The organism is Achromobacter spanius (assembly GCF_002812705.1).
Lineage (GTDB): Bacteria > Pseudomonadota > Gammaproteobacteria > Burkholderiales > Burkholderiaceae_B > Achromobacter > Achromobacter spanius.
Map to the genome: position 1 here is coordinate 2325309 of NZ_CP025030.1, position 13656 is coordinate 2338964.

The 13656-nt window shown below is 64.6% G+C and carries 9 protein-coding genes; all 9 read right to left on the reverse strand.

Annotated features, from left to right (window positions below; genetic code table 11):
* Positions 1-67 precede the first annotated feature (67 nt).
* Positions 68-2026, reverse strand: coding sequence for a DUF945 family protein (locus tag CVS48_RS10595; RefSeq protein WP_100854416.1), 1959 nt, complete (start codon positions 2024-2026; stop codon positions 68-70).
* Between the two features lie 264 nt (positions 2027-2290).
* Positions 2291-3766, reverse strand: coding sequence for a M81 family metallopeptidase (locus CVS48_RS10600; RefSeq protein ID WP_100854417.1), 1476 nt, complete (start codon positions 3764-3766; stop codon positions 2291-2293).
* Positions 3767-3795: 29 nt separating this feature from the next.
* Positions 3796-5205, reverse strand: coding sequence for an amidase (locus CVS48_RS10605; RefSeq protein ID WP_100854418.1), 1410 nt, complete (start codon positions 5203-5205; stop codon positions 3796-3798).
* A gap of 54 nt (positions 5206-5259) precedes the next feature.
* Positions 5260-6951, reverse strand: a complete 1692-nt coding sequence (locus CVS48_RS10610) for an ABC transporter ATP-binding protein (protein WP_100854419.1) — start codon at positions 6949-6951, stop codon at positions 5260-5262.
* Positions 6952-6956: 5 nt separating this feature from the next.
* Entirely contained in the window at positions 6957-7862 is a 906-nt protein-coding gene (locus CVS48_RS10615) for an ABC transporter permease (protein ID WP_100854420.1), read from the reverse strand.
* Between the two features lie 9 nt (positions 7863-7871).
* Positions 7872-8813 carry an ABC transporter permease gene (locus tag CVS48_RS10620; protein WP_100854421.1) on the reverse strand — a complete coding sequence of 314 codons (942 nt, stop codon included), beginning with the start codon at positions 8811-8813 and terminating at the stop codon, positions 7872-7874.
* A gap of 27 nt (positions 8814-8840) precedes the next feature.
* Positions 8841-10406, reverse strand: a complete 1566-nt coding sequence (locus tag CVS48_RS10625; protein WP_100854422.1) for an ABC transporter substrate-binding protein — start codon at positions 10404-10406, stop codon at positions 8841-8843.
* A gap of 81 nt (positions 10407-10487) precedes the next feature.
* A complete protein-coding gene (locus CVS48_RS10630) occupies positions 10488-11996 on the reverse strand; it encodes a M81 family metallopeptidase (protein WP_100854423.1) in 1509 nt (502 codons plus the stop codon).
* 139 nt (positions 11997-12135) lie between these two features.
* Positions 12136-13629: a CoA-acylating methylmalonate-semialdehyde dehydrogenase gene (locus CVS48_RS10635; RefSeq protein ID WP_100854424.1), complete on the reverse strand. Its 1494-nt coding sequence runs from the start codon at positions 13627-13629 to the stop codon at positions 12136-12138.
* Positions 13630-13656: the final 27 nt, after the last annotated feature.

The following is a 13656-nucleotide window of genomic DNA, read 5'->3' on the forward strand; positions in this document are numbered from 1 at the left end:
CGATAAAAAAGCCTCCATCGCAAGATGGAGGCTTTTTGCTGGGCGTTTGCCCGGTTGGGTATCAGCCTTATTTGGCCGGCGCTGCCTGCGCTGCCGTGTTGAAGTCTTCGGCGATGCTGATGAAGGTATTCAGCAGGATCTGCAGGTTGTCCTTGCCGATGCCGCCTTCCGCGTTCATGTCCATCTGCAGCACGGCCTGGTTCTTGTCGTCCAGATAGGCGCGCGTCCAGCGGTATTCCTGGTTCCAGCTATTGATGGCCTTCAGCGGCATCGGCTTCTTGGTCTTGTACGTGGCCGTCATGACCAGGTCCAGGCACTTTTCGGTGAAGTCGTTGCACAGGAATTCCAGGCGCAGATCGCTGGCGCCGGTGTTGCCTGCATCCAGCACCAGCACGGGGCCTTCGTTGCCATCCACCTTGTTGGCGGTGATGCCCATGTCGTCCAGCAGGCTGCTGACGGTGTCCAGGTTGAAATCCTGCATCACGCCGACGGCGGACGTCGTATCCGCGGCCGGTTCTTCCTGCCCCATTTCCGGCGTGGGTTCGTCGTCAAAGTCGTCCGTGCCGCCCATGCCGGTCGCGCCCAGCAAACCGCTGAACAGCTCGTCGGCGGGAATCTCCTTGCCGTTCAAGTTGCCCATGCCGTCAGCGAAGGTGAACTTGCCGACGATGTTGTCGCCGTCGTTCTTGCCCACGTTCAGCATCTCGGCCATGCCGGCCATCTGGCGCACGCTTTCGTCGGCTTCTTCTGCTGCCTTCTCAGGCGTCAGGCCTTCTTTCTTGATCGCGTATTGCTTGGCCAGGTCCTGCACCATCGGCTTGGAGATGACCAGCGTGGCGTCGATGCGCTTGATGGCCTGCACGGCGATCTCTTGCGGCGTCAGGTTCTTGATGTCGGCCGGGTTGGCCAGGTCCAGCGTGAAGTTCAGCTTGCTTTCGCCCTTGGGCGTCTTCCAGCTGATGGGGTCGATGCTGAATGACGGGTTGCCCGCCAGCAGCTTGCCGCCGGCGTCCAGCATGGTCTGGATCTGCTCGTCCTTCAGGCCTTCGTCTTCGGTTTGCGCCATGATTTGGCGCAGCAGCTGGTTGTAGGTGTCGGACAGTTGCTTGACGGCCTGGCCGTCCAGCTTGGCCAGCTTGATCACGGCCTGGCCGTTACCCAGCGCCACGTCGTTCACGGTGATGTCGCCCGTTTGATAGGCGGCTTGCACGTTGATGTTCTTGTCGTCCTCGGCCAGCTTCACGCCATAGCCGAAGTTGTCCAGCGACAGCTTGATGTCGTCGCCCTTGCGGGTGACGTCGATGCGCTTGATCTTCAGATCGGAGTCGCCCATGGACAAGCCGAACTTGCCCATGCGGCTGTTGACTTCCATGGTCATGCCGGTGATGGCCATGACAACGGGGTCGTTGCTCTTCGAGCCGTCGATGGCCAGCTTGTCCATCACGCCGTGGGCGGTGACGGCTTCCAGCGAACGGTCGAACGTGCCGGTGATCACCATGCCGCTGAATTCGATCGTATTGCCTTGCAGGGCCGTCGCCGCCGGCGCAATCCTGGACGTGGAGGTGGTGGTACCGCTGTAGCTGACCATGGCGTCGCTGACCAGGGGCGAGACGCCGTTGGTCAGGGTGAACACTTCATGCAGGTCGTCCGTCTTGGCGACTTCCGCGTGCACGAAAGCCAGCTTGGGCGCGAAGGCGCCGCGCGACAGCGCGGTCTTGGGGAAGGGGCCGTGTTCAATGACCGCGTCGAACTCAATCATGCCGGCGGGCATGTCGTCCAGGGCCTTGTCGTTCTTCACGAGCGACAGGCCGTAGCGCGCCTGGGTCGAGAACAGGCTGCGTTCGTACTTGATCTGGTCAATGCGCAGACCGAACAACGGCGTCAGCTTGGCCAGCTTTTCGTTGGCTTCGGCCAGATGGCGTTGCGAGCTTTCCTCTATGCGTTTGCCGGTGTACCAAGTGGCGCCTATCCAGCTTCCCGCTCCCACTATGACCACGCCGAGGGTGATCGCTACGCTCTTTTTCATCGTTTTGCTTCTTCGTTGATTGTCGAGTCATATCCGGCAGGCCAGGCCCTGAGCCATCGCTGCGTGGTCGCCCACGCGCGGCTGCCGGCATATACGCATTCATGGGCCTGTAAGGGCCCGCGCCGGAGTATACCGACGCGAAGGGACACATGACCGTGCGCGCAGTTACGGGAGGTTTCAAAATGAAAGGCCAGCGATCAGCGCTGGCCTTTTTGTCGACAATCCTGAGCTTCAAGCGCGGGTTTGGCGCGCTTAAAGCATCCCTTACAGCGGGTCCAATGGGTAGATCGGGCGGCGCACGTTCTTGAATTCAAGCTGGCTGTAATCGGACGTGGTGACGCCCACGCCGGTACATTCGATGACTTCCGTCGCCATATCGGAAAAGCCCGCGCGCCAGTGCACCCGGCTTTTCAGCACCACATAGCGCTTCTGCAGCGGGTCGATGCCGGCCGACAGCAGGCAGTTGATGTCGAAGGGTTCCTGGTGGCGCGACACCACCACGATCTCGACCCGGCCGGTGTCGATGACGACGGTCAGGCCCGTGTCGTTGCGCACGCCCCGGTACATGGGGCCCCGGCTCAGGTAGACGCCGTCAAACACCAGTTTGACGCGGCCCGTCACTTCCAGCGGTTCGCTGGGTTGCTTGATGGCGGGCATGGCCAGCTTGCCGCCCAGCTTGATCGTGATGGTCTTGCCCACGCCCGCGGTGGCGGCTTCTTGCGCCGCATCCGGGTCGCAAATGGCGTAGAACACGACGTTATCGAGTTCCTGGCGCAGCACTTCGGCCAGCACCGTGGTGGTGTCCATGGTGCCGCCCGAGCCGGTGTTGTCGAAGTGGTCCAGCAACACGACGGGGCCTTGCTCGATCTGTTTGGCGCGCGCGATGGTGGGTTCCAGGGGTTCAGGGTGGAAGACCCAGTCGGCGCGGCCTGCCCAGGCGCGTTCCAGCAATTCGTCGCGGTGTTTCTCAGCGTCTTGCAGGTTGCCGTCCGTACAGACGACGGCGCTCAAGCCGGCTTCGCGGATGTCCGCATGCGGAAAGCCCACGAAGACCGACGCCGCCAGCACGCCGCTTGCTTCCAGTTCCTTGCAACGCTCTTGCAAGGGCTTATTGGGCGCGGCGTGCGTGCCCTGGCACATGATGTGCGGCAGCATGGGCTTGTTGGCCCAGCTCATGACGGGTTTGATTTCACCCTTGAGCGTGCGGACGATGACGTTGGCCGCGCGTACGCCGGCTTCACGGATGTCCACGTGCGGATAGGTGTGAAAGCCGCTGATGACGGTGGCGTTGTTGACGATGTCGTCGTAGATGTTGGCGTGCATGTCCAGCGTGACGGCCACGGGCGTGGTCGGGTCGATTTCGCGCAGGCGGCGCAGCAGGTCGCCTTCCGCGTCTTCCACGCCTTCGGCCACCATGGCGCCGTGCAGGTCCAGCAAGATGGCGTCAAAGCCGCCCAGCTTGACCTGGTCCAGCACCAGCTTGCACAGGCGTTCGTGGGTATCGGCGCTGGTGGGGCCGCTGGGCCAGGACTCGGCCGCCACGGGCACAACGATTTCCGCGCCCACGCGACGGGCTACTTCGATATACCCGCCCAGTCCGCTGTCGGTGTTCTCGTAGGCCTTGATGGCGCGGTCGCCAGCCAGGATTTCAGGACTGCCGCGGAAAAATCGTTCCAGCGGGGTCGGCACGGGCGAATAGGTATTCGTCTCGTGCTTGATCATTGCCAAGAGCCAACGCATGGGAATTCCTGTGGAAGGGTAGGGGAAGCTCAGTTCGTCTTGGGGGGCTGCGGCCAAGGATGCTGCGCGGGGCGCATCTGTTCCCAGGCGCGTGCCACGCGCAGCACGCCCAGGTCGTCAAAGCGCGCGCCGGCAATCTGCAAACCGATCGGCAGGCCCGCCCGCGTGTAGCCGCAGTTAACCGATGCGGCGGGCTGTTCGCTCATGTTGAAGGGCAGCGTGAAGCCGATGTGGTGCATGGTCGTGGCGACTTCATTGGTGGGCGACGGCCATTCGGCGTTGTACGCCACAACCGGCGCCACGGGCGACAGCACGTAGTCGAAGGGGGCGCAGGCGGCCACGGTCTTGGCGCGCACGTTCAGCGTTTCGTAGTAGCTCTTGAACACGGCCTCGCCGCTCTGGCCGCCACCGCTTTCCGCCCAGGCGCGGATGAACGGCAGGATCTTGGCGCGGCGGTCTTCAGACAGCGCGGCCAGGTCTATGGACGAGCGCGTGCGCCAGAAGCGGTCCACGCCTTCCAGCATGTCGGGCGTCATCCACGGCAGCATGGGCGTGACGATGGCGCCCGCCGCTTCGAAGGATTGGGCGGCGGCTTGCACGGCCTCGCGCACTTCCGGGTCCAGCGGCAGGCCGCAGCCGGCGTCCATCAACAGGCCGATGCGCAGGCCTTTGACGTCTTGCGCCAGGTTCAGCCAGTCAAAGTCCTGGAAGGGCAAGCTCATGTGGTCGCGCGCATCGGGCTGCGACAGCACGCCCATCATCAGCGCGCTGTCGGTGATGGTGCGCGTCATGGGGCCGGCGCAGCGGCCCATGAAGGGCGGGTCGATGGGGATGCGGCCCAGGCTGGGTTTCAGCGTGGCAATGCCGCACCAGGCGGCCGGCAGGCGCACCGAACCGCCGATGTCGGTGCCGATGTGCAAGGGGCCGTAGCCGGCAGCGGCGGCTGCGCCCGCGCCGGCGCTGGAGCCGCCCGGGTTCTTGCTCAGGTCCCAGGGGTTCCGCGTCAGTTCATGAAAGCTGGACAGGCCCGAGGACAGCATGCCGAAGTCGGGCATGGTGGTCTTGCCCAGCAGCACCGCGCCCGCTTCGCGCATGCGAGCCGCGGGCGGCGCGTCGGCTGCCGCCGGGGTCAGCTCGGTGGCGGCGGTGCCCAAGGGCACGGGCGTGCCGCGCGTGGCGATGTTTTCCTTGATGGTGGCGGGCACGCCGTCCAGCGAGTAGCCGCCGGCCGACTGCGGCTCGCCCTTCATCCAGCGGGCCTCAGAGGCGCGAGCCATCGCCAGCGCGCCTTCGGGGTCCAGCGCATAGGTGGCCTTCAGGTGGGGTTCCCAGCGCTCGATGTGTTCCAGCACGGAGCGCGTGGCTTCTACGGGCGACAGGGTCTTGTCGCGATACGCCTGCAGCAGTTCCTGAGCGGACAATTCATGCGGTTGTGACATCTCGGTTCCAGTGTTGCGAAGGAAGGCAGTTCGGGTGATCAGCGCATCAGCACATCAAGACGCCGCGGCTTGCGCCAGCGTGGTGGCAACGGGCTGGAAGTTGCGGAAGTCCCAGTCGCGCCCCGGCGCCGCGTCGATCAAGGTGCGCGTGTATTCATGCCGAGGATCGGTCAGCACGGTTTGGGCCGAGCCGGTCTCAACGACCTTGCCGTGCTGCATGACCATGATCGTGTCGCAAATCTGCGCGGCCACGCGCAAGTCGTGGGTGATGAACAGCACGCCCACGCCGGTGCGTTGGCGCACCTGCTCCAGCAGTTCCAGCACCTGCGCCTGCACGGACACGTCCAGCGCCGACACGGCTTCATCGGCCACCAGGATTTCAGGGTCCATCACCAGCGCGCGGGCAATGCAGATGCGCTGGCGTTGGCCACCAGAGAACTGATGCGGATAGCGGCGCATGGCGTCGGGGCTCATGCCCACCACGGTCAGCGTTTCGCCCGCGCGCTTCACGGCCTGGTCGCGCGGCATGCCGAAATTGAGCAGGCCTTCGATGATGGATTCCCCCACCGTGCGGCGCGGGTTCAGCGACCGGTAGGGGTCCTGGAACACAATCTGGATGCGACGGCGCACCGGGCGCAAGGCCGAGCCGGACAGCGTGCTGAGGTCTTCGCCGCCCATCATCATGTGGCCGGCGGTGGGTTCGATCAGGCGCACGATGCAACGCGCCACCGTGGATTTTCCCGAACCGGATTCCCCCACGATGCCCAGGATTTCACCCTTGCGCAGCGTCAGGTTCACGTCGGACGCGGCAATGACGTTCTGCGCGGCCGTGCGGGAAAACAACGAGCTTTTCCCGGCATAGGTGCGGCCCAGGCCCTTGACGTGCAATACCGGCTGGCCGTCGGGCGCCTCGCGGCGGTTGGGCACCAGGCTGGGCACGGACGACACCAGGCGCCGCGTATACGACTGCTTGGGTTCGGCCAGGATTTCGTTGCGTGTGCCGCTTTCGATCAGGTCGCCCCGGTTCATCACCACGATGCGATCCGAAATCTCGGCCACCACGCCGAAGTCGTGCGTGATGAACAGCACGGCGGTCTTGTGCTTGACCTGCAATTCCTTGATCAGCGCCAGGATCTGCTTTTGCGTGGTCACGTCCAGCGCGGTGGTGGGCTCGTCGGCGATCAGCAGCTTGGGTTCCAGGATCAGCGCCATCGCGATCACGATGCGCTGGCGCTGGCCGCCCGACAACTGGTGCGGGTACGCCTCGAATATGCGTTCGACATCCGGCAGGTGCACCGACTGGAACATGTCCAGCACCTTGGCGCGGCGTTCGGCGGCGCTCATGCCCTTGCGGTGCAGGCGCAGCACTTCGTCTACCTGCTTGCCCACAGTGTGCACGGGGTTCAGCGCGGTCATGGGTTCCTGGAACACCATGGCCATGCGGGTCGCGCGCATTTCGCGCAAGCGTCGTTGCGACGCGGTGGCCACGTCTTCGCCTTCCACGCGGATGGAGCCCGCGCTGATCGACAGCACTCCGGGCGGCAAGAGGCCCATCACGGCCAGCGACGTGACCGATTTGCCGGAGCCGGATTCGCCAACCACGCACACCGTTTCACCAGCATGCACGTCCAGGCTCAGGTTGCGCACGACGCGGTTGCCCGCGCCGGCCACTTCCACCGACAGGTTGCGAATGGCCAGGATGGCGGACGAGGTGTCGCCCGCGGGGGGAATAGGAGAGTAGGTCATCGGCATCAGATCCTGCGCACCATTTTCGGGTCCAGCGCGTCGCGCAGGGCGTCACCCAGAATGTTCACGCTAAGCACCGTCAGCGACAGGAACAGGCCGGGAAAGAGAATCAGGCCGGGCAGCATGCGGAAGTACATGCGGCCTTCGGACATGATGTTGCCCCACGAGGCGATCTCGGGCGGGATGCCCGCGCCCAGAAAGCTGAGGATGGCCTCGGTCAGCATGGCGGAGGCGAACACGTAGGTGCCCTGCACCGTCAGCGGCGCGATGGTGCTGGGCACCATGTGGCGCCACAAGAGCAGGGGCAAGGGCGTGCCCAGCGCCAGCGCGGCTTCCACATAGGGTTCGCCGCGCACGGTCAGGATCTGCCCGCGCACCAACCGCACCACCCGAGGAATTTCCGGGATGGTGATGGCGATCAGCACGGTCATGATGCTGGCGCCGGTGACGGACACCAGGGCAATCGCCAGCAGGATGCCGGGGATGGCCATGATGGCGTCCATGGTGCGCATGATGAACCCGTCCAGCGACCGGAACCAGCCGGCGATGACGCCGATGATCAGGCCGAGGACGACGCTGACCACCGCGGCGCCCAGGCCCGCGATCAGCGAGATGCGCGCGCCGTAGGCCACGCGCGACCAGACGTCGCGGCCGAAGGCGTCGGTGCCGAACAGGAAGTCGGTAAAGGGTTGCTTCAGGCGCGAGCCCGGGTCGATGAATGTGGGGTCCACCGTGCCCAGCAGCGGCGCGAACACGGCGATGGCGACGATGGCGACCAGCACCACCAGCGCCAGCATGACCGGCCAGCTTTTGAGGCCCTGGCGGACTTGCCGCCAGGCGGTGACGTGAGGAGTGCCGCCTCCGGGAAGGTCGGCGGCCGCTTGCGCGGCGGCATCGGTTGGCGTTTGCATGGCTCTGCCCTAGTACCTGATTCGCGGGTCGAACACCGTGTAGGCGCAATCGACAACCAGATTGATGAACACGTAGACGAACGCGAAGAACAACGTCAGGCCCTGGATGACGGGGTAGTCGCGCGCCAGCACGGCTTCCACCACCAAGCGGCCCAGGCCGGGAATGTTGAACACCGATTCGGTCACGACCACGCCGCTGATCAAGAGCGCGATGCCCAGGCCCACCACCGTGGCGATGGGCACGGCCGCGTTGCGCAGCGCATGGCCGAGCAGCACGCCGGTTTCGCCCAGGCCCTTGGAGCGCGCGGTGCGGATGAAGTCTTCACCCATGACCTCGATCACGCTGGTGCGCGTGATGCGTGCGATCAACGCGACATACACCGTGGACAAGGCCAGTGACGGCAGGATGAGCCGGTGCAGATACGGCCAGAAGCCCTTGGCCAGCGGCGCATAGCCCTGCACGTTGAACCAGCCCAGCTTGATGGCGAACAGCCAGATCAGCAGGTAACCCGTGACGAACACCGGTACTGAAAAGCCCAGCACCGAAAAGCCCATCACGGCGCGGTCCAGCAACTTGCCTTGCCGCCATGCCGCCAGGATGCCCAGCGGGATGGCGACCAGCAAAGTAAAGACCAGTGTCAGCACCGCCAGGCTCATGGACGGTTCCAGGCGTTGTGCGATCAGTTTGGTGACCGGCACGCCCGACATGAGCGAGGTGCCCAGATCGCCTTGCAGGAGCTTGCCGCCCCAGATGAAGAACTGCTTGATGACCGGTTGGTCCAGGCCCATCGTCTGCCGTATCTGGACGATACGTTCAGGCGTGGCGCCGTCGCCCGCCATGATGATGGCCGGGTCACCCGGGCTGAAACGCAATATCGCGAAGACCACCACCGCGACCATCACCAAAACGGGGATGGTCGCGAGGAGCCGGCGTGAGACAAATGCCAGCATGTATTTCCCCCTGAACTGCTTGCCCCTTTAAGGAGCTTTCTTGACGTTCCAGAACGCAAAGACCGGTGCATGCACCAGGCCGGAGAGCTTGGTCGAGTAGACGGTGGGCACGGACATCTGGCCCAGCGGCACGTACAGGCCTTCGTCGATGCCGATGCGCTGCAGTTCGTCGGCGATCTTCTTCTGCTCGGCAGGGTCGGACGTCAGGGCGAACTTGGTGCGCAGTTCTTCTACCTTCGGCATGTCGGGCCAGCCGAACCAGGCGTTGTCGCCGTTGGCGGCGGCGGGCGCGGAACGTACCGGGTCCATCACGTCGGTGGCGTACCAGTTGGTGTTGTGGATGTTCCAGCCGCCTTCAGCCGGCGCGGCCTTCGAGGCGCGGCGCGTGGCCACGCTTTGCCAGTCCATTGCGGCCAGGTTGACGTTGAAGCCGGCCTTGCGCAGCGCCTGGGCCATCACTACAGGTTGGGCCGACAGCGTGCCCACGTCGGTGGCGTGCATGACCAGGATAGGCGTGTTGTCGTAGCCCGCTTCCTTCAGCAGCGCCTTGGCTTTTTCGATGTTCGACGGCACCACGATGTCCTTGCCGATATCGGATTCCATCGGCGTGCCGCAACCCCACAGCGATGCGCAGGTCTGCCAGTACTTGGGATTGCCCACCAGCGCCTTCATCACATCTTCCTGGCCGATGGCGTACATGGCGGCCTGGCGGATCTTCTTGTTGTCGAAGGGCGGGTACTTGAAGTTGAAGCGGTACATCGTGAAGTAGCCGACCGGGCTGAGCGATTCTTCCTTCAGGTCGGGGTTGCCTTCGATCATGGGCAACAGGTCATACGGGAACTGTTCGACGAAGTCGATCTCGCCGCCCAGCAGCGCGTTGGCGGTCGTCAGCGCGTCGGGCATGACGTCCCATTCGACCTTGTCCACGTTCACGACCTTGCCGCCGGCCAGGCCGCTGGCGGGTTCCTTGCGCGGCACGTAGTCGGCGTTCTTGGCGTACACCGTCTTCACGCCCGGCTTGAATTCGATGACCTTGAACGGACCCGAACCGGTCATGTCGGTGATGGGCTTGCCGATGGCTTGTTCAGCGATGCGCTTGGGCATCATGAACGGCGCGGTGCCGGTGGGCTTGGACAGGGCGCGCAGCGCCAGGTCCGTGGGTTCTTTCATGACGATGCGAAAGTTCTTGTCGTCGATGACTTCGATCTTGTCGGTGAACTTGAGCAGCGTGCGGCCCATGCCGTCGCCGGCGGCCCAGCGCTTGATCGAGGCCACGCAATCTTCGGACGTGACGGGCTTGCCGTCATGCCACTTCTGGCCGTCGCGCAAGGTCATCGTGTAGGTCTTGCCGTCGGGCGAGACTTCCCACTTCTCAAGCATCTGCGGCTGGATCTTGTTGTTGGCGTCGGTGGCCAGCAAGGTGTCGTAGATCATGTAGCCGTGCCACGTCGTGATGTACGCGGTGGTGGCGTGCGGGTCGGTCAGGCGCAACGGCGAGTGCATGACGGACTTGATGACGGTTTCGGCGTACGCGCCGTGAGCCATCATCAACGTTGCACCGGCCAGCGCGGCCGCTCGGACAAACTTGAGCATGGAGATTCCCCTTGAAGCGGTGTGAGCGGCACGGTCGGCCGCTACGTCGTTAACGCGCCGCTCGATGGCGGCGTACGAGGGTCAGGCGGTTGCGGCCCGGCCGGAAAACACCGGTCCGCAAGGCGCCATTCTGATGCCGGGACGCAACCGTGTCCATGGTTGTTTTGCCGCATCCATCAGCATGGAGCCGGGGGCGGCGCAGACCAGGATCGTTTGCGCGATGGCCGTGAAATCCGCGCGGAAATGCGCGGAGCTCTTCACCACCAGAATCGCGGCGCGCGTGGGTTCCACGCCGGCGAACCGGAACATCTCCTGGTCCGCCATCTGCACCTTGTTCGACGCGACGATGATGCGCACGCCGCCGATGCGCAGGCAGGCGCTGGGGCCCAGGTCCATGTGGAATCCGCGGTAGAAAGCGCCGTGCGTATCGAAGCGTCCATCTGACGTTTTCTCGACGATGAATTCGCTGTCCAGCGGCTCGTCGTCGGGAATACCCGAGTGTCCACCTAGTGCAATCCGTACCTTGTTTCCGACGCCCGCGCGGTGCGCGGCCAGAGCGGCGGCGGGGTCGACGATCAGGCCGATGGCGGCGTCGCGCGCATCGTGGCGGATCAAGGCGCGCAGCATGCCCGTGGTGTCGGAACTGCCGCCCGCGCCGGGGTTGTCTTGTGCGTCGGCGATGACGACGGGCTTGTTGGCGTCGCGCGCGATCCGCATGGCTTCTTCCACGGCTTCATCGGGCGTGTAGAGCTTGCCGCCGAAGTCGCGTTCAGCGTTCAGCACGGCGCGCGCCATTTCAGCGGCGGCCGCGTCGGCTTCGGCTTGCGTCGCGCCGTAGGCCCACACGGTGGGCGCGCATTCGGGGAAGTCAGCGGCGGGAAAGCCGGTGGCGAATGACAAGCTGGTAGCGCCGCGCGATTCAATCTCGCCCACTTGCGCGTACAGGCTGCGCGAGGGTTCGATGTCGGTGGACTGCCAGCACAGTGAAATCAGGTAGGGCAGGGCGCGCAGCGATGCGTACGGGCGCGGCATGCCGGCCAGCCGCAGGGACAGCAGCGACGCCGCGCGTTGCCCGGTTTCGGCCATGTCGATGTGGGGATACGTGCGATAGCAGACCAGCGCGTCGGCGTGGCGCACCATGGCGCGCGTGACGTTGGCGTGCAGGTCCAGGCTGGCGACCACGGGCACATCGGGGCCGACGAGGTCGCGCACGCGCTTGAGCAGTTCGCCTTCGCCGTCGTCCAGGTGTTCGGTGACCATGGCGCCATGCAGGTCCAGGTAGACGCCGTCCAGCGGCAGGGCGTCGGACAAGCCTTGCAAGATCAACGCGCTGATGCGTTCAAAAGCGTCTTTGGTGACCGGGCCCGACGGGCTGGCCGCGGCCCAGGTGGTGGGCACAAGCGTGTGCTGGCTCATGGCTTCGATGAAGCCCGCCACGGGAATGTTGGCGCCTGCCACGGCTTGGAACATCGCGGGGCCGCTGACCAGTTTTGGCCAACCGCCGCCTTTCTCGGCAAAATCTTCCCACGTTGCGCGCGAAGGCGCGAACGTATTGGTTTCGTGCTGAAAGCCGCCTATACCGATGCGCATCAGGCATCCCCTTGTGTTGTTTGATGTTGCTGTGTCGTGGTACTGGCCGGGCGCGGCCGAAGCCGCGCCCTATGCAAAAGCCGGGTAATGCATCCTTCTTGAATACAGTGCGATGAAAACGTAAAGGCGCGCGGGCGGTTTACTTCGCCACGGGCATGGTGAATTCCGCGCCCTTGGCGATGCTGTCGGGCCAGCGCTGCATCACGCTCTTGTAGCGCGAGTAGAAGCGGATGCCTTCTTCGCCGTAGGCGTGGTGGTCGCCAAACAGCGAACGCTTCCAGCCGCCGAACGAATGCCATGCCATCGGCACGGGAATCGGCACGTTAATGCCCACCATGCCGACCTTGATCTGGCGCGCGAAGGCACGCGCTACGCCGCCGTCCGACGTGAAGCACGCCACGCCGTTGCCGAACTCGTGCGCGTTGATCAGTTCAACTGCGCTGGCGAAGTCGGGCACGCGCACGATGCACAGCACCGGTCCGAAGATTTCTTCGCGATAGATGTTCATCGCGGGCTTGACGTTGTCGAACAGCGTGCCGCCCAGGAAGTAGCCCTTTTCGTTGCCGGGCACGGTCAGTCCCCGGCCATCGACGACCAGGTCCGCGCCTGCCGCGATGCCGTCTTCGATGTAGCCCATGACCTTGTTGCGATGCTGCGCGGTAACCAGCGGGCCCATCTCGGCGTCGGCGTTCATGCCGTCCTTGACGATCAGCGCCTTCACGCGCGGGGCCAGGCGTTCGACAACCTTGTCGGCCACGTCGCCCACCGCCACGGCCACCGAGATCGCCATGCAGCGTTCGCCGGCCGAGCCATAGGCCGCGCCCATCAAGGCATCGGTAACCTGGTCCAGGTCGGCATCGGGCATGACAACCAAGTGATTCTTGGCCCCGCCCAGCGCCTGCACGCGCTTGCCGCGCTTGGTGCCTTCGGAATAAATGTATTCGGCGATGGGGGTCGAGCCCACGAACGACAGCGCTTCGACGTCCGGGTGCCCGATGAGCGCGTCCACGGCCAGCTTGTCGCCATGGACCACGTTGAAGACGCCGGGGGGCAGGCCGGCTTCGGTCAGCAGTTCGGCCAGGCGCAGGGACGCTGACGGGTCGCGTTCAGACGGCTTGAGCACGAAGGTGTTGCCGCAGGCAATGGCCACCGGGAACATCCAGCACGGCACCATCATCGGGAAGTTGAACGGCGTCACGCCGGCCACCACGCCCAGGGCCTGGCGCATGCTCCAGTTGTCGATGCCGCCGCCGATCTGGTCGGAATACTGGCCCTTGAGCAGTTGCGGAATGCCGCAGGCGAATTCGACGATCTCGATGCCGCGCATGACTTCGCCCTTGGCATCCGAGAACACCTTGCCGTGTTCGCGGGTGATGAGCTCGGCCAGTTCGTCCTGGTGCTGGTCCAGCAGCGCCTTGAAGTTGAACAGGATGCGGGCGCGCTTGAGCGCGGGGGTTTCCGACCAGGCCGGGAACGCTGCCTTGGCAGCCGCCACGGCCAGCGCCACGTCTTCGGTCGAGGCCAGCGGAATGGACGAGCAGATTTCGCCCGTGGCCGGATTGAAGCCGTCGGCGTAGCGGCTGCTGCGGCCATCGAAATGCTGGCCGTTGATGAAATGGGAGATCTTCTTCATGGTGCGAAAGGCTCTGGGCGGTGATTC

Bases quoted from the DNA above. Each gene is read 5' to 3' on its own strand.
- CVS48_RS10600 (WP_100854417.1), bottom strand. From the start codon at position 3,766: ATGCGTTGGCTCTTGGCAATGATCAAGCACGAGACGAATACCTATTCG.
- CVS48_RS10620 (WP_100854421.1), bottom strand. From the start codon at position 8,813: ATGCTGGCATTTGTCTCACGCCGGCTCCTCGCGACCATCCCCGTTTTG.
- CVS48_RS10595 (WP_100854416.1), bottom strand. From the start codon at position 2,026: ATGAAAAAGAGCGTAGCGATCACCCTCGGCGTGGTCATAGTGGGAGCG.
- CVS48_RS10635 (WP_100854424.1), bottom strand. From the start codon at position 13,629: ATGAAGAAGATCTCCCATTTCATCAACGGCCAGCATTTCGATGGCCGC.
- CVS48_RS10625 (WP_100854422.1), bottom strand. From the start codon at position 10,406: ATGCTCAAGTTTGTCCGAGCGGCCGCGCTGGCCGGTGCAACGTTGATG.
- CVS48_RS10610 (WP_100854419.1), bottom strand. From the start codon at position 6,951: ATGACCTACTCTCCTATTCCCCCCGCGGGCGACACCTCGTCCGCCATC.
- CVS48_RS10615 (WP_100854420.1), bottom strand. From the start codon at position 7,862: ATGCAAACGCCAACCGATGCCGCCGCGCAAGCGGCCGCCGACCTTCCC.
- CVS48_RS10605 (WP_100854418.1), bottom strand. From the start codon at position 5,205: ATGTCACAACCGCATGAATTGTCCGCTCAGGAACTGCTGCAGGCGTAT.
- CVS48_RS10630 (WP_100854423.1), bottom strand. From the start codon at position 11,996: ATGCGCATCGGTATAGGCGGCTTTCAGCACGAAACCAATACGTTCGCG.